Here is a 16369-nt window from a genome sequence, read left to right on the forward strand (position 1 = left end):
ACCACATGAAGAAAGCCGCCCACCCCAAGGGATGAGCGGCTACGAGGCAGGCGGGTCAGCGGTGATCGGGGAAGCGGAGGGCGTTCGCCCAGAGCCGGGTGACCGTGGACACGAGCTCCTCGAAGTCCGCCGGCGTACCTTCTTCTTGCCGTTCGCCGAGCACGAAGGCGTTGTAGGCCATGACACTGACCATGCCCGACAGCGCACGGGAGGCCATCATCGGATCGACCTCACGGTCTGCGACACCCCGCGCCTGCAGGTCGGCGATACCGCGGGCATTGCGACGGATGAACGCGTCGGCGCGCCGGCTTCGGAACTCACGGAACTCCGGCTCCACTTGGGCGACCTGCTCGAGCAGGCCCATCAGCTTCGCGTTCCGTTTGTATGCCTCGAGGTACGCGCGATTGCTCGCCTCGAGTACCGCATAGGGATCGTCGGTGCCCTGAACCCGGCGCATGCCGGGGTGCATCATGTCCTCCTGCGCCTCCAGGAGGACGGCGGCGAGCACCTCTTCCTTGTTGGCGAAGTAGGTGTAGAAGGATCCCGCCGCGCATTGAGCTTCTTTGGTGATGTCGGTCAGGCGGGTGTCGAGGTAGCCGTCCCGTTCGAACACCTTCCGCGCGGCTTTCACCAGTGCGGCCCGCGTCCGAGCTCCGCGCTTCGTCGTAGGCGGCTCGCGAAGGTGCGAGAGGGGCGCCATAGGTGGCGCTTCGTCGCCGTCGATCTCTTCGGGAGCAGTGGTGTCCATCCCGGAAACTGTACTTGAATCCGACACCATGCTCACAATCCGTAAGGCGGGGATGCTCAGTGGCGGCCGGCGGCAATGCCGACACTCGGCGTGTCACGGGTCAGAGCGGTACGGTCGATGGACCGCTTGAGAATCTTCCCGGTCGGGCCCTTGGGCAGCGCGTCGACGAACCGGACGATACGCGGGATCTTGTAGGCGGACAGCCGCTCTCGTGCCCATGCCGACACCTCGGCGGCACCGAGCTCGGACCCGGGCCGAGCCGCGATGAGCGCGGCGACCTCCTCGCCGTAGTGCTCGTCGGGAACGCCGATCACGGCTGCCTCGACGATGTCCGGATGCTCGTAGAGAACTTCCTCGACCTCGCCGGGGTAGACGTTGTAACCGCCGCGGATGATCAGGTCCTTGAGACGATCGACGATGCGCAGGTCCCCGTCCGTGTCGGTTTCACCGAGGTCACCGGTTCGGAACCAGCCGTCGGACGAGATGGCCGCGGCGGTGTCCGCAGGGCGGTTCCAGTAACCCCGCATCACCGTGGGTCCCTTGATGTGCACCTCGCCGACGCCGCCCGGCGGGCACTCGTTGCCGTCGTCGTCACGCACCTGAACCTGCGTCCGCGGCACTGCCCTGCCGGTGTACCCCGTCTTGCCGCCGCGGTCGACGTCGTTGAAAGTGCCGAACGCGGTGGTCTCGGTGAGCCCATACCCTTCGAGGATGGTGCAGCCGAAGCGGGCCTCGAAGGCCCGGGCGATCTCCCCGGGAAGCGACGCACCGCCGGAGACGGCGACACGGAGCCCGGCGAAGTCCGCGGGGTTCGCGTCACCCGCCGCGTGCAGCAGCGCGTTCCACATGGTTGGCACGCCGGCCATGATGGTGAGCCGGTCACGGCGCAGCATGTCCAGCATCGACGCCGGGTCGAACCGGGCCAGCAACGACATCGAGCCGCCCACGGTCAACGTCGGCATCATGACCGATGCCTGGCCGAACACATGGAACAGCGGGAGTCCGGTGCCGGTACGGTCGGCGCTCGATGCACGGCTGCACTCGGCGCCGATCTCCCCGGCGGACAACAGATTCCCGACAGTGAGTTGGGCCCCCTTCGGCCGCCCCGTGGTTCCCGAGGTGTACAGGATGGCCGCGGTCTCGTCGCGGTCCCGGTCGACTACTCCGGCGGGGGCAGCGGTGACCGGCGCGCCCGGGGACAGCGCCCAAGAGGGCACCGCGAGCGCCGCGGCCGCCTCCGCGACGGCGGGGCCGAGGGTGTGCCATGCGATCGCCAGTGAGCACCCGGCGTCACCGAGAACGTACTCGACCTCGGCCCGGGTGGACATCGTGTTGACCGGCACCACGACACAGCCCGCGGCCTGAATCCCGAGGTAAGCCACCACGAACTCGGGCACCGACGGCGCCGCGAGCAGCACCCGGTCCCCCGGGGACAGGCCCGCGGCAACCAGGGCGCCCGCGTACCGCGTACTCGCGTCACGCAGCCGAAGGTAGGTCCACTGATCCGTGGCGCCGCGCAGTGCGATGCGGTCGGGAGTGGCGGCCGCGTGGCGGCACACAGGATCGAAGAGGCTGGTCATGGGCGTGCCTTCCGGGATGTGAGCAGGTGACGGGGCGGGTCGCACCCTCTCCGAAGGGTTGACTTGGCCCGGCTACGGCATCAAGTCCTCGGGCGGTGTGACCGGATGACCGGCCACATTGCGCCCGGTCGGTGGATCGTCAGGTGGTGATCCCGAAGCGTTCGGCGAGTTGGCGGCGGGTGTCGGCGGCGCTGGTGTGCAGTACGCCCTCGATTCCGATCCGTGCCGCTCCGTCGAGGTTCTGCTGCAGATCGTCGATCATGACCGCCTCCTCGGGGTCGATGCCGAGGCGTTCACATGCGATCGCATAGATCCGCCGGGAGGGCTTGCGGATCCCGACCTCACCGGAGATGACGATCGCATCGGCAACAGCGGCGAGGTCGACCCCGTCATAGGTTCCGGTACCGAAGGAATTGGACACGAGCGCAACGGGATGGCCGGCGGCTCGGAGATCACCGAGCAGCGCGAGCATGTCCTGGTCGATCGACATTGCCGCCTGCATGCGGACCGTGAGCCCTTCGGCCACCACGTCGGCTCCGTGCGCACGGAGCCGTTCGGCGAATCCTCGCTCGAAGGCTTCGGCGTCTATACGGCCGCACTCGTGGTCGACGAGGAGGGTGCGTGATGCCTCATCCCTGCCGAGGAGGTCAAGCGGCAGGCGCGGGTCGCCGCCGAGCGCGGCGCCGAAGTCGGTGAAGGCCCGCAGCACACTGGAGGTGATGACCCCACCGAAGTCCACGAGGACCGCGGTTCGCGCCTTGTCCGTCACGCTCGACACCTCAGGCGACCTCGAACAGTCCGGCTGCGCCCATTCCGCCGCCGACGCACATCGAGATCACCACGTACCGGACGCCCCGGCGCTTGCCCTCGATGAGGGCTTGCCCCACCAGTCGGGCGCCGGTCATTCCGTACGGATGACCGACAGAGATGGCGCCGCCATTGACGTTGAACCGCTCCGGGTCGATGTGCAGTTCGTCCCGGCAGTACAACGCCTGTGAAGCGAACGCCTCATTGAGTTCCCACAGACCGATGTCGTCAATGGTGAGGTCGTGCTGCTTCAGCAGCTTCGGAATGGCGAACACCGGCCCGATGCCCATCTCGTCCGGCCCGCAACCGGCGACGGTCATACCCCGGTAGACACCCAGCGGTTCGAGTCCTCGACGCTCGGCGTCCTTCGACTCCATCAGCACCGACGCCGAGGCCCCGTCCGACAACTGCGAGGAGTTGCCGGCCGTGACACTGGAATGCGCGCTCACCTGACCGTCCGGCAGCACCGGCGTCACCCCGGCCAGGCCCTCGAGCGTCGTCGACGCGCGGTTGCCCTCGTCCCGGGTCAGGGTCACGGCCTCGTCCCGCACCTCCCCGGACTGCTTGTCCAGGACCTTCTTGACGCTGTCGAGCGCGACGATCTCGTGGTCGAACCGACCGGCGTCCTGCGCCGCAGCGGTGCGCTGCTGTGACACCAGCGCGAACTCGTCCTGGCGTTCCCGGCTCACGCCGTAGCGCTCGGCGACGATCTCCGCCGTGTGCAGCATGGGCAGGTAGATGTCCGGCGTGTGCTCGACCAGCCAGGGATCCGTCATGCGGTGGGTGTTCATGTGGTCGTTCTGGACCAAGGAGATCGACTCGACACCGCCGCCGACAGCGACCTGCATTCCGTCCGCGACTATCTGCTTGGCGGCCGTCGCAATGGCCATCAGACCCGACGAGCACTGCCGGTCGATCGTCATCCCCGACACGATGTCCGGAAGTCCGGCACGCAGAGCGGCCTGACGCGCCACATTGAAACCCGAGGATCCCTGCTGCACGGCACAGCCGAAGATCACATCCTCGATCTCACCTCCCTCCAGCCCGGCGCGCTGCACCGCGTGAGAAAGGGCATGGGCGGCAAGTTCCTGCGCCTGGGTGTCGTTGAACGCGCCGCGGTACGCCTTTCCGATCGGCGTCCGTGCCGTCGAAACGATGACTGCTTCCCTCATGTCGCCTCACTGTTTCCTGTTTGTCCGCTTCGTCCGCGGCCCTCGACGCCAGAACTCCGAACGCCGCGAGCCTGGCTCGATTGCCGATAGGGGGTGCCGAACACCAACTGCGGTGGGGAGAGGGCTCGTTGACAGACCCCCTCGGGCGGCCGATGACATGTCATGGCCGCAGGGGTGACAGAGGTCGGCCTTGCGACCGGTTATAGTTGAATTCGGTGTCAGGTTCAACCAGGCTCAAGTCTTGACAGCCCGCCCTCTCCCCTGGAGGGTACCGACCAGTCGGTATAGAGAGGCGGATCGTGACTCAGCTGAGCGTCTCCACGGGTGCGGGCGTGTTCGACGCGATCGTGGCGGGTCCGCCCGGCGGCCGGCCGGTGCTGCTGTTGCACGGCTTCCCGCAGACGGGGCTGGTGTGGCGACGGCAGATCGAGGCGTTGGCTGCGCACGGCCACCGGGTGGTGGCACCCGACCAGCGTGGGTACTCCCCCGACGCCCGCCCCCAGCGGCCCGGGGACTATCGCATCAGCCTTCTCGTCGATGACGTGGTCGCGATCAGTGAGGAACTGGGCTGGACGGCGTTCGACCTGGTCGGCCATGACTGGGGAGGAGCGGTGGCCTGGTGGACCGCGCACGCCCACCCCGGCCGCGTACGCACCGTGACGGTTGTCTCGACCCCGCACCCCGGCGCTCTGGCCACCACCCTGCGCACCGACCAGGATCAGCGCAAACGCTCCCACTACATGATCGACTGGCGCGAGACACCCGCGACCGAGGAGCGCATGCTCGCCCACGACGCCCAAGAGCTTCGCGGTTTCTACGCCGGCAAGATCCCGCAAGACAGTGCGGACGCCTACGTGCGCCACCTGTCCCAGCCGGGCGCTCTCACCGCGGCACTGAACTGGTACCGGGCCGGCCGCCCCGACGGCGCGATCGACGTAGTCGACGTACCCACGCTGTACGTCTGGAGCACGGAGGACAGTGCCTTCGGCCCGGCTGCCGCACAGGAGACCGGGCAATGGGTCAACGGACCGTACCGGTTCGAGACCCTCCAGGGCGTCAGCCACTGGATCCCCGAGGAGGCGCCCGAAACGCTGAGCCGCCTACTGCTCGAACACCTGCGAGCGCACGGCGAGTACTGAACCCGCAGCGAATATCCCGTTCGTCGACTCTCCGGAGAGGTGACCCCTTGGAGACTGCGCGCGCGGCCTGGCGCCGCCTCGAGCCCGTCCACGCAATGATCTACTTCGTCCCCGAGGGGAGGCGACGGTACGCGGACCTCGGCCTGAGCGGTCGCGCCGGGTACTTCACCTCCAGGAGCGCCGCGTTCGGCCGCGCATCCGCCGAACTGGTCATCGCGACCTTCTACAACTTCAACCCCGACGTCGTACGGCAGGCGGTCGACGGGGCCTGGGACGCAACTACGCCGCAGCAGGTGTTGGACGCGCGGTACGCCGCGGCGGGCGAGGCCCTTCGACGGGCGGGAATCCACGGGTTGCCCAACTTCGACGAGGTGCTGGCGCTGACTCGCCGGGCCGCCGAGGCGGCCTGCGAACACACGCAGGGCCGCCCGCTGTTCGCCGCTCATGCCGCACTGCCTTGGCCGCAGGATCCGGTGATGCAGCTGTGGCATGCTCAGACACTGCTCAGGGAGTTCCGCGGAGACGGCCATGTCGCTTGCCTGCTGAGCGAGGGCGTCGGAGGCTTGGAGGCCCTGGTTCTGCACGCCGCGACCGCTGAGGTTCCCGTCGACTTCCTCAAGGCGAGCCGTGCATGGCCCGAGGAGGAGTGGGCCGGCACCCAGGAGCGCCTACGCACGCGAGGTCTCCTCGACGGCGACTCCCTCAGTCCGGAAGGCGTACGCCTGCGCCGGCACATCGAGGACCGCACCGACCGCCTGGCCCTCCCCGCCTACGCCGTCCTGGGTGACGCGGACTGTGAGCGTCTCGCCGAACTCGCCAGTCCCTTCGGGCGCGCCGTCGTCGAAGCCGGTCTTCTCAAACTCGGCTGACCGGGTCCTCATCCCGTCCGGCCTCGTACTTCATCCGCTGGAACCAGCGGCCATGTCCTGGGAGAAGGCCGTGTCCGCGACAGCGGACGGACCATGACCAGCGCCGGCCCCCAGTCCTCCAGGTAGTGCAGCACCAGGGACGCCACTACATCGTCGAACGTGTCATCAGCGTAAGGAAGTGGGCCACCCAGGTCCGCCACCCGCAGGTCCGCACCGTCACCGAGTCGCCGCCGGGCCAGCTCCAGCATCCCGGCACTCGCGTCGAGCCACTCACGATGGCGCCACGGTCGCGCAGCGCCGCGAACAGGGGGCCGGAGCCGCAGTCGGCGTCGAGGATCCGCCGGCCACCTCGGCGACCGGGCCGTACGCGACGCGTGCCACGTCTCCGGCGAGGGCCAAGCATCGCGGGCCGCTCGTAGTAGGCATTGTTGAGGTTGGTCTCTTCTCGGCCGTGTACGCCTCGGCGAAGCTGTTGTAGTCGTTGACCTTTGGCGGATCCACAGTCACCGCGGACGGCGAGGTCAGCCCGGTGGTACCCGCGTGGTCGTGATGCTCCTTCGAGATCGTCGTACGGGTCGATCTCGTCCACCCCGAGTCCTCTCCCTGTCCTGTCCGCCCGGCGAAGCGCACCCCGCCGGGCGGAGGCGACCAGGCCGCGGCCGCAGGCCCGTGCATCAGCGGACTTCCGCACCCGCGACATAGCCGCGGCCCTCGCGGCGGTCAGCAGTAAGGGGGCTGGTTGGTCAGGGACGCTGCCACTCGCATCCACACGCCGAACAGCCGATAGAGGTCGGGGAGTGTGCCCTGCGCCTGGACGGTCCGGCTGTCTGCCGACGCGACGCCTGGGATTCCCAGGAGCGTCGAGGCAATTGAAGCCGACTGCCAGCGGACCGTGAGGGTGGAGGGGGTCGCTGCGACGGCTGGAGCCTTCGGCGGTACGGCAAGACTGGCGGCGACCGTCTTCTCGATGGCCGCACGTGCTTCCTCCGACGGCCGCAGATCTGCCGAGAACCGGTCCCGCGCATACTTCACTGCCACGGTCCTCACCGAGGCGTCCCATTCCGTCATCTCTTTGCAGGCACAGTCGTCACCAGTGAGGACCGTCACCGGCACACCGATGGCGGCCGCGGTGGCATGGGCCAGGCCGATCTCACCCACAGGCCGGCCGTCCAACCACATGTCTTCGATCTCGTGCCCCATGAAGCTGTGGCTCAGTACGCCGAGCGCACCGGCCCGTGAGTGGTAGCCGACGAAAACCGCAGCGTCGTGTTCGGGAGCGAGTCCTTCGAGCATGAGCATCTGCTTGGGTTTGCCGCGTATGAGGCGCACTGCTGGGTGCAGTGCCTCGGGCAGGAGGTTGCGCATCGGGCCGTGCGCGTCGTTGACGGTGATGTCGGTGGCACCGGCCGCGACAGCACCACGGATCGCAGCGTTGACGTCCTCTGCCATCATCAGCCGTCCACGCTCGTAGTCCCGGCCGCCAGGCTGGACATCGTCGGCATCCACCAGCCCGGTGATGCCCTCCATGTCCACACTGATGTAGATCCGCACTGCGCAGTCTCCTCAATCTTGATCGTTTCAGGAGACGTTCGCCGTTCTTGCTCTGGTTCCTTCACCAGCTCACGATCATCCGGTTCCCGCCTTGGACCAGCACGCTCGTCAGCTCAGCTGGACGCCATGACCGAGGACCGCGGGCCGAGCTGGACCTGTCCCGCGCCTCCGTCGACGGCTCCCACCTGCGGGCCCTGAAGGGCGGAGACGCCACCGGGCCCTCGCCAGTGGACCGGGGCAAGAGGCAGCAAGCACCACGTCATTGTCGACGTCCACGGCATACCCCTGGCCGCCACCGTGACGGCGGCAACCGCAACGACGTCACCCAGCGCCTGCCCCTGATCCACGCCGTACCGCCCATCCGCGGCAAGCGCGGACGATCCCGTCAGCGCCCCGACGTCCTCTACGCCGACCGCAGTTACGACCACAACGTCTACCGCCGCCAGATCCGTGAGCTGGGCATCCGCCCGCTCATCGCCCGGCGCGGCACCGGGCACGGAAGCGGCCTGGGCAAGAACCGCTGGGTCGTCGAAGCGGCTTTCGCACTTCTGCGCTGGTTCCGCCGACTGCGTATCCGCTGGGAAATCCGCGCCGACATCCACCAGGCCTTCCTCACCCTCGGCTGCGCGGTCATCTGCTGGCGGCGCCTCAAAAAGCAGTGCTGATCTGAGCCCTCAGCCCGAACCGGCGACCAGTGCCTCGCCGAGCGGGGTGCGCCGGTAGAGCACCGACCGTCCGGACCGGGCGCGGACGCGCAGCCCCGCGCCTCGCAGGATGGCGAGGTGGTCTCCAACCGCGCCGGGTGCCATGGCGAGGCTTCGGGCGAGGTGGCTGGTACTGGCCGGGGCGTCCAGCGCCAACAGCAGCCGGGCTCGGGCCCGGCCGACCAGCGCGGTCAGCGCGTCCGGTTGGGGGACGGTCGCCTGTTCGCCCCACAGGGCGGCGGTGCCGCGGGCAGGGTAGACCAAGGTCCTGGGCCAGGGGTCTTCCAGGTGGGCGGCGATATTGCCTACGAAGACCGAAGGGATCAGCAGTAGCCCGTCGCCGGCGAGGCGGACGTTTCCGACTGGGGGAAAGAAGCCGATCTCGATACCTCCGGCGCGCCAGGCGATGCTCGAGTGCAGGCTCTCGATGGTCGTGGCCCATCCGTGTTCGCCGATCACACCCACCCTGTGCACGACATCGCGCTCACAGATCGCGCGCAGTTGCGGCCAGTCCGTAGCGAGCAGCTCGTGCCACGCCTGGTCCATCGCCTCGGCGATCCTGGAGACGGCGTCCGTGGAGTCCAGCACTGCGCGTACGCGGGGATCATGGGCGGACGGGCCGGTCGCGGTGGTGGCGAATTCGTGGCGGGCCGCTTCCAGCGGTGTGGCCCGGATCATGGCCAGGTCGTCTGCCCAGGTCTGGTTGATGCCGCGCGGGGGCGGGGCGACGAAATTCGGTCCGGATTGCGGGGTGTGCAGGGCGAGGGCGGCGTCCAGTTCGGTCTCGCGGCGAAGCCGTTCAAAGGCCGGCAGGAGCCGGGTGGCCCAGGCTCGCGGCAGCGGCCGGTTTTGGCCGGCGAGCGAGCGTAGCAGTAAGCAGAGGTCCATCGCGGGCGACAGTGCGAAGCGGCTGCGCAGCAGGTCCTCGACGGAGACTTCGAAGCGGAGCACCCTGTGATGCTACTGCCGGACGTCTGTTCCGATTCGTCCAGCGACGAATCATTGGTGAGTGGCGTGGGCGCACGGCGAGGCTGGGCGTCATGATCCCAGCCGCCGAACCCGCGCAGGGCAACCACCGTGCCACCTACCGGGAGGTGCTGGCCGAGCCGCGGTTCCGGCTGCTCTTCTCGACCCGCGCCGTCGCGATCACTGCGGGCTCGCTGCGGATCACCACGTTCTCGGTGCTGGTCTTCGCGGCCACCGGCTCCGCGCTGTTGAGCGCACTGGCCTTCGGCATCGGCTTTCTCCCGCAGTTGTTCGGCTCGCTGCTGCTGGGCTCACTGGCCGACCAACTGCCGCCCCGCGCGCTCATCGCCGGCGGCTACGCCTTGGAGTGCGCCGCCGCCCTGCTGCTCGCCCTGGTGCGGATGCCGATCGCGGCAAGCCTCGGTGTCGTGGCGCTGGTCGCCCTCGCCACACCGGTGTTCGGAGGCGCGTCGAGTCGGCTGGTCGCGCAGTGGCTAAAGGGCGACGCCTATGTACTGGGCCGTTCACTGAACAACATCGCCCCCTCCGGCGCGCAATTGTTCGGTCTGGCGCTGGGAGGTGCGGTCGTCGCGGTACTCGGCCCGCACCGGGCGCTCGCGGTGAGCGCCGCCCTCTACCTCGGCTGTGCGCTCGCCATCCGCATCCGGCTACCCCGGCTGGAGCTGGGAGAGTTCGGCGGCACACCCGGCAGCCCTCGGGGCGATGGCGGGGCCGTCCGGGCAAGCCTGCAGGGTGCCGGCCTGCTGCTGCGCGGACACACGGTACGACGACTGATGCTGGCCCAGTGGCTACCGCCCGCGTTCGTAGCGGGCGCGGAAGGTCTGATCGTCGCCTACGCGGGAGGACGCCACTTCGCGCCCGGCTGGTACGCGGTGCTGATGGGCTGCCTGCCGGTCGGCATGCTTGTCGGTGACCTGCTGGTGGGTCGACTGCTACGGCCACCCGCTCGGGAGCGACTGGTAGTCCCGTTGATTGCGCTGACGGGACTGCCGCTGGTCGGCTTCGCTACCGAGCCCGGAGTGGGCGTCTCGTCCTGTCTGCTGCTGCTCTGCGGCTCCGGATTGGCCTACGGTCTCGGCCTGCAACGGCCGTTCCTGGACGCCCTGCCGCAGGATGGCCAGGGCCAGGCCTTCGGTCTGCTCGGCTCCGGCAGCATGACGCTGCAGGGCGTCGGGCCGGCCTGCTTCGGCTCGGTGGCCGCAGGCATCGGAACAGGCGGCGCAATCGCCCTGGCAGGCGGCGCGGCGGTGCTTACCGCCGGCTGGATTCTCACCTGGCACCCGCCCACCTCCCCGGTCCCCGTCCCGAACCACTTAACGGGATCAGAGAACGGCACCGAACAGCATGCGTGCAGTTCTCCTGCGCAGTAACCGTCGCAGGTCGGGTCGGCCGCGAGCCGTGACGCAACCCACCCCCACCCCACGTCTCTCTGACAGACAGTCATTCCCGGTAGCTCATTGTGTGAGGAGTCCTAAGCTTGCCGGGAATCAACACGTCGGTTTGATCTTGGATTTGTCGGGGTCGAGGAACCTGGCGACGTCTTCCCGTGTGCGGAAACGGGCTGTTGATGCGGGGAGATGAACACCATGAGCTTCCAGGAGCGGGCGGACGTCTTTCACTGCGCGGCTGATGGTCATGGCGGTGGTGTCGAAGAGCTGGCCCAAGAGGTCCATGGTCGCGAGTTTTCGCAGGTGGAGCACGGTGACCAGGACCCGGTCGGCTGAGGTGAGCTTGGCTTTGGCACCTGCACCAGGGGCCACCAGGCGCTCGTGGCCTCGACGTGTGCGAAGCACTTGCTCGCGTTGAACCTCCATCGCTGGGATCAACGAGTCGATGAGCTCGCTGAGCTGCCGGCGGGTCATCCCGGTCAGTTCCGGGTCCTGGAGCGAACGCCGCGTGAGGCGAGTCGGTCTGTCCGCCAGCCCCTCGTCCGGTGTGCTGCCGGTGGTCGCCGCGTCCACCGGACGCTGGGGGTGCAGGGTGTAGTTCCAGTCGCCGTGGAAGCGATGGCGAGTGATGGGCAGGGCAGCGATCTCGTCGTCGCTGACGCGGATGCCGGTGGGGTACTCACCGATGTCTAGTTCGGCATGGACGGTGAGGCCAGTGCGGCTGGTGGTCGCGGCGATGGTCTGGAGCATGACTTCATGGCTGGTCAGAGGTCTGCCGCGCCAGTTCATGGTGATGTGGGAGAACAGCCGGTGTTCGATCTTGTTCCACTTCGAGGTGCCGGGCCAATGCCGTTGTTTGACTACTGAATCATCGTGGGCTGCAGCGTGATGGCCTTGGCAGGTACCCGGCGTGCTGGTGCACGTTGCTGGTCCTTGGGCCGGTAGGAGTACAGCGAGTTGGGGCGTTTGAGAAACCTGTCGGCCTCGCGTAGACGCCGGGTGCCATTGTCGAGTTTCCGGCACACCTTCGCGGACAGCAGGGCCAGGCACTTCCCGATCTTTGCGGGAGTATCGGCGCACTGCCGGATCACGCTGCGTCGCGCGTGCTTGAGGACCTTGACGAACGAGATGCGGTCCGGGTCGATGCCGTGACCGTCGGCGAGCCGCATGATGATGCCGGTCAGGCAGTAGTGGACGATCAGGTGTGCCCATACTTCCTGGCGCACCAGTGCCGGGTCGGCCGACCGCAGTACTTCCTGCCGGCCGCGCTGGAAGGTCTTGAGCTGGCGGTATGAAGATTCCGCCTCCCACCTCTCGTGATACAGGGCCGCGAGTTCGTCCGCGGGGTAGGTGTCTGTGTCGAAGAGATCGGTCAGGAGCCGGATCACCTCGCCGCCGTCGACGCGGTACTCGATCACACGGACCAGTACGCCGCCCGGGTGCGCGCCTTTCTGCCCGCCGAGGTTCATCCGCGCCAGGTAAGTGCCGTCGGGCAGGCGCTGCACCGGACGACGCGCGACGCAGGAGCGCGCCCGCAGCAGAAGGTGTGCACCGGCGGTGGTGTATGCCTTCCACAGTTCCACTCCGGGAAAGCCCCGGTCCATGATCACGAGCATTCCGTCGGCCGAAGCAGCCATGGCGACGGCCAGGTCGCGTTCGCCGCCGTTGAAGCCGCCCACCCGTGCGTCGATGGCGGCGTGGGTGCCGGTCTCGGTCAGTGTCACGACCCGGACCTGCGGAAATCCTCCTGGTTTTCCGCGCGAGTCCTTCGGGCCGCCGAAGGCGTGCCGGTTGGCCTCGTTGTCCGGCACGTCCAGCAGGAACCCGTCCACCGCGGCAAGACGCATCCCCCGCCAGAAGGATCCCGCCAGCCCGGGCGGGGCCAGCGGCCCGGCCAGTCTCCGGAACAGCATCTCCAGCACCTCAGGCCCCAGACGCTCCCGGGCACGGGTGAACGACGCCCTGTTCGGGATGTGTTCGCCCATCCCGGCGATCGCGCCCGTCAGGTTCTCCGCGACATCGTCATAGGAGTCCTGATGGAACAGGGCCAGGGCCAGCGTGAAGTACACCGTGAAGCCAGCCGGCAGAGCACCCGGCCGCCGGTCCCGCTTGCGGCACCCGCCCAGCACCTCGTCCACCAGCGCTGGCGTCACCCACCGCGTCAGCAGCCCCAGCCGTACCCGATCAGACAGCCCCACCCACGGATGACCCATGCCTGACCCATGCCCGGCCACGAGCACCACCCCACGGTCTCACCGGACACCCCCGCCAACTCCACCATTCAAACAACGGCATTGGGTGCCGGGCGGAAGATGACACACCGTGATCTCAAGGCCGGTCTCGGCAGCGAGGCCGGCGAGCTGGGTCTTCCAGCCGCGGGTGCGGTAGCCGTTGGAGCCCCCGCCGTCGGCGGTGATCAGCAGTCGGCGGGCGCGGGGGTAGTCGTGCCGGCCGCGGGCCTGCCACCAGCGCCGGATCGAGGCGATGGCGAACGCCGCGGTGTCGTGATCAGTGCCGATGCTGACCCAGCCGGTGTTCGCCGCCATGTCATAGATCCCGTACGGAATCGGCTTCTCGGCCTGGCCGGGAAAGTCGTGCGTCTTGACCCTCACGGGATGCCCTGCAGGCCGCCATTCGTGCCCGGCGTTCTTGTAGTCGCCGATCAGCTCCTTCTTCTTGCTGTCCACGCTGATCACCGGGTCACCAGCGTCCCCGTGGTCTCGTGCCTGCTCATTGAGGTAGCGGAACTGCGCGTCCCTGTCAGGGTGCTGAGCACCCTCGATGGTCTTGGCGTTGGCCTGCAGACTGAAGCCTTCCTCCCGCAGCAGACCGGCGACCGTGTCGGCGGAGACCCGGTGGCCCCGCCGGGTCAGCTCCGCTGCCAGCTTCCGGGTCGACTTCGTCGTCCACCGCAGCGGCGACATCGGGTCGCCCCGCTCGTCGGGCTCGACCAGCCCAAGCAGCGCCGGCCGCAGCCCCGGATCAAGGTCCACAGCCTTCTTCCGGCCCCCACCCGGACGACGGATCCGTCCCAACAGAGCCTGACCAGACTCCAGTTCAGCCGCTCCGCGCGAGACCGTGCCCTCCCGAACCCCAGCCGCGGCAGCGACGAGCCTGATCCCACCATGCCCCAGCGACAGAGCTTCCGCCCCTATGGCCAGCCGACGCTGGCGCTCGTCCAAATGCGGCAACAACACCTGGAACTTCGCAGCCAGGACTGCCTCGATCCCCTCCGGTCTCCCCATACCAGAACAACGCGTCCCACAGCCGGAAGCCACGACTTGTTTCCCGGCAAGCCCTAAGCCTCGGCTCTGCCAGCCGTTGCGGACCACGTACGGGATCTTGAGACCACGAACAGCCCATGGAAGGTTCATGCCGCATGATCGATGAATTCGCGAAGGACAACCTGCACGGGAGACTGCGGCGGGACCGCGAGGCGCTGCTCTGGAAACTCGACGGCTTGTCCGAATATGACGCCCGCCGGCCTTTGACAGCGACCGGGACCAACCTCCTGGGCCTGGTCAAACACGTGGCCACCGTCGAGGCCAGGTACTTCGGCGAGGTCTTCGACCGCCCTTCCCCGGAACCGCTGTGCCGGTGGCAGGACTACAACGGCAACGATCTGTGGGCGACCGAGGACGAGACCCGCGATCAGATCATCGGGTTCTACCGGCGCACGTGGGAACACTCGGACGCGACGATCAACGAGCTCCCCCTCGACGCCCCCGGCCACGTGCCGTGGTGGCCGGAGCCTTGTCCCAACACGAACCTGTTCGCCATCATGGTCCATGTACTCGGCGAGTCCATCCGGCATGCCGGGCACGCCGACATCCTGCGCGAGGGCCTCGACGGCCGGACCGGGGTGCGCGCCGAAAACGAGCAGCAGATCGACGCGGAAGCCCGTGCAGCCTACTGCGCGAAGATCGAGCAGGCCGCCAGGTCGGCCGCATCAATCAAGGCCTAGTCGGACATATCGGGCAGCCTGGCATCGGCTCCCCCATCGGCGCCTGCGATTTCCGAGCACCCGGCCACCTGATATGCCCGCGTCACCCGATGTGGGCGTTCAGTCCGCGCCTTCGTCGTCCTCGTCCAGCTCGAGCGCGTCCGCGTCGCTCAGCGGGCGCAGGGCGCCGCCGGCCGGGGTCGAGGCGGTAAAGAGCTCGCATTGTCCAGGCTTCTCGGCGTAGGGGAACACCCGGGTCTTCTTGGTGACCGGCGTGGCTCTGTGGCGACGACCTTGTCGTCCCGCATCTTCTCGATGAGCGAGATGACCTGCGCGGGACGGTAGACCGTCTCGAGGAGGGTGTATTGCTGGAGCCATCCGCCCACCGGGCCTGCCGACGATGAACTCCGCATTCGACGCAGTGGATCCGTGTTGGGCTCAAATTCCAGGTCCAGGGCCTGTTGTTGCACGTCCTTGGGATCCCGGTACTGGACGCCGTATGCGGGGTCGATACTCCACATGGCGTCCATGTCGGGCATCATCACGTCGCTCAGCACCAGCTCCACCGGCTGTGCCAGGGCCATCTCCAGGGCGTCCCGGCCGTCGGGGGCGAGCAGCACGTCGTAGTCGGGCTGCAGGAGCTGGGTGAGATAGGCGCGCATGTCGGCGTTGTCGTCGACGACCAGCAGGCGGGCCCGGTGGGAGCGGTCGGTTTCGTGCGGACCGTGGCCGTGGGGGGCACCGTGGAGCGCGGGGGGCTGCGGGGGTGCGTGCCGCAGGGGTGGCCGTGGCAGGGACGGGAGCAGCCGCCAGCCAGCCCAGCGCCTCGTCCACATAGGCCGCGGCGCGGCCGGGCCGGCAGCCTCCGCCTTCCCTGGGAGATCCGGCGCCGGCCACGGGCGGGACCGGGCGGGCTCGGTGGGCGGCGGCAAAGGGGAGGTCCACAGTGACGGTGGTGCCCTGGCCGAGCCAGCTGTCCACGCCGACGATGTCACCGTGCGCTTCCACCAGGTCCTTCACCAGCACCAGACCGAGGCGCTGCCCTCGTGGGAGCGGGAGCGGGCGCCACGGACCCGGTGGAAGCGCTCGAACAGGCGCGGCAGCTCGTCCGCAGGGATGCCGGTGCCGGTGTCGGTCAGCTGTACGCCTCGCCGGTCTCTGGCGGCGAACCCGGCAGGATCGCCGTCATCCTGCAGTCCGCCACCGCCCGTCCGTCAAGCCGCTGCCGGCCGCCGCCTACGGCCCCTCCGTCAGAGAGCGTGAGGTGGTCGACCCGGTCCTGCAGGACTGGGGGACGGGTGAGATCGCTACACGCCTGTCCCTCTCACCCCACACCGTTCGGCGCCGCCATCCGTGGCAGCCGAGCGAACCACGAGTCAGACCAGGAGATCCTGGCCGTATCCGAGCTGCCATGGCAGCCGGTCGGCCGCTCAGCCTCTGGTGAGGTGGTGCGCTGCAAGCCCCTGAGTGGGCGTTCTGCG

14 protein-coding genes and 4 pseudogenes are annotated in these 16369 nt (G+C 68.4%); 5 read left to right on the forward strand and 13 right to left on the reverse strand.

Annotated elements, in window-relative coordinates; genetic code table 11:
* Positions 1-55 precede the first annotated feature (55 nt).
* The 4 genes from ABIE67_RS06065 to ABIE67_RS06080 all read right to left on the reverse strand — a co-directional run bounded on the left by ABIE67_RS06065 (position 56) and on the right by ABIE67_RS06080 (position 4307).
* Positions 56-748 carry a TetR/AcrR family transcriptional regulator gene (locus tag ABIE67_RS06065; RefSeq protein WP_370254463.1) on the reverse strand — a complete coding sequence of 231 codons (693 nt, stop codon included), beginning with the start codon at positions 746-748 and terminating at the stop codon, positions 56-58.
* Positions 749-804: 56 nt separating this feature from the next.
* Positions 805-2328, reverse strand: coding sequence for a class I adenylate-forming enzyme family protein (locus ABIE67_RS06070; protein ID WP_370254467.1), 1524 nt, complete (start codon positions 2326-2328; stop codon positions 805-807).
* 139 nt (positions 2329-2467) lie between these two features.
* Positions 2468-3097, reverse strand: a complete 630-nt coding sequence (locus ABIE67_RS06075) for an HAD family hydrolase (RefSeq protein WP_370254471.1) — start codon at positions 3095-3097, stop codon at positions 2468-2470.
* Between the two features lie 10 nt (positions 3098-3107).
* Entirely contained in the window at positions 3108-4307 is a 1200-nt protein-coding gene (locus tag ABIE67_RS06080; protein WP_370254475.1) for an acetyl-CoA C-acyltransferase, read from the reverse strand.
* Between the two features lie 299 nt (positions 4308-4606).
* Between ABIE67_RS06080 and ABIE67_RS06085 the strand changes: the two genes are divergently transcribed.
* Positions 4607-5446 (forward strand): alpha/beta fold hydrolase, encoded by an 840-nt coding sequence (locus ABIE67_RS06085; RefSeq protein WP_370254479.1) that lies wholly within the window; start codon positions 4607-4609, stop codon positions 5444-5446.
* 47 nt (positions 5447-5493) lie between these two features.
* Positions 5494-6315: a hypothetical protein gene (locus ABIE67_RS06090; RefSeq protein ID WP_370254483.1), complete on the forward strand. Its 822-nt coding sequence runs from the start codon at positions 5494-5496 to the stop codon at positions 6313-6315.
* A 74-nt stretch (positions 6316-6389) separates the two neighbouring features.
* Here the strand turns inward: ABIE67_RS06090 and ABIE67_RS06095 are convergent.
* Positions 6390-6879: pseudogene (locus ABIE67_RS06095) on the reverse strand (class I SAM-dependent methyltransferase); the annotation flags it as partial.
* A gap of 156 nt (positions 6880-7035) precedes the next feature.
* A complete protein-coding gene (locus ABIE67_RS06100; protein WP_370254488.1) occupies positions 7036-7866 on the reverse strand; it encodes a M55 family metallopeptidase in 831 nt (276 codons plus the stop codon).
* A gap of 146 nt (positions 7867-8012) precedes the next feature.
* Between ABIE67_RS06100 and ABIE67_RS06105 the strand changes: the two are divergent.
* A pseudogene (locus tag ABIE67_RS06105) lies at positions 8013-8531 on the forward strand (IS5 family transposase); the annotation flags it as partial.
* A gap of 9 nt (positions 8532-8540) precedes the next feature.
* Here the strand turns inward: ABIE67_RS06105 and ABIE67_RS06110 are convergent.
* Positions 8541-9521 carry a winged helix-turn-helix domain-containing protein gene (locus ABIE67_RS06110; protein WP_370254492.1) on the reverse strand — a complete coding sequence of 327 codons (981 nt, stop codon included), beginning with the start codon at positions 9519-9521 and terminating at the stop codon, positions 8541-8543.
* Between the two features lie 89 nt (positions 9522-9610).
* Between ABIE67_RS06110 and ABIE67_RS06115 the strand changes: the two genes are divergently transcribed.
* Complete coding sequence (locus tag ABIE67_RS06115; protein ID WP_370254498.1) at positions 9611-10927, forward strand: MFS transporter; 1317 nt, start codon at positions 9611-9613, stop codon at positions 10925-10927.
* A gap of 117 nt (positions 10928-11044) precedes the next feature.
* Here ABIE67_RS06115 and ABIE67_RS06120 read toward each other — a convergent pair whose 3' ends face one another.
* The 4 genes and pseudogenes from ABIE67_RS06120 to ABIE67_RS06135 form a co-directional block, all read right to left on the reverse strand.
* Positions 11045-11419: a transposase family protein gene (locus tag ABIE67_RS06120; RefSeq protein WP_370268259.1), complete on the reverse strand. Its 375-nt coding sequence runs from the start codon at positions 11417-11419 to the stop codon at positions 11045-11047.
* Positions 11420-11523: 104 nt separating this feature from the next.
* Positions 11524-11788: pseudogene (locus tag ABIE67_RS06125) on the reverse strand (ISAzo13 family transposase); the annotation flags it as partial.
* 17 nt (positions 11789-11805) lie between these two features.
* Positions 11806-13143: an IS4 family transposase gene (locus ABIE67_RS06130; protein ID WP_370254502.1), complete on the reverse strand. Its 1338-nt coding sequence runs from the start codon at positions 13141-13143 to the stop codon at positions 11806-11808.
* A gap of 99 nt (positions 13144-13242) precedes the next feature.
* Positions 13243-14190: pseudogene (locus ABIE67_RS06135) on the reverse strand (ISAzo13 family transposase); the annotation flags it as partial.
* A 134-nt stretch (positions 14191-14324) separates the two neighbouring features.
* Here ABIE67_RS06135 and ABIE67_RS06140 point away from each other — a divergent pair.
* Positions 14325-14909, forward strand: a complete 585-nt coding sequence (locus ABIE67_RS06140) for a DinB family protein (RefSeq protein ID WP_370254506.1) — start codon at positions 14325-14327, stop codon at positions 14907-14909.
* Positions 14910-15058: 149 nt separating this feature from the next.
* On the opposite strand, the gene ABIE67_RS06145 is transcribed toward ABIE67_RS06140, so the two are convergent.
* Positions 15059-15724, reverse strand: coding sequence for a PleD family two-component system response regulator (locus tag ABIE67_RS06145; RefSeq protein ID WP_370254510.1), 666 nt, complete (start codon positions 15722-15724; stop codon positions 15059-15061).
* A 180-nt stretch (positions 15725-15904) separates the two neighbouring features.
* Positions 15905-16084 carry an ATP-binding protein gene (locus ABIE67_RS06150; protein ID WP_370268262.1) on the reverse strand — a complete coding sequence of 60 codons (180 nt, stop codon included), beginning with the start codon at positions 16082-16084 and terminating at the stop codon, positions 15905-15907.
* Positions 16085-16369 lie beyond the last annotated feature (285 nt).

This window comes from Streptomyces sp. V4I8 (genome assembly GCF_041261225.1).
Lineage (GTDB): Bacteria > Actinomycetota > Actinomycetes > Streptomycetales > Streptomycetaceae > Streptomyces.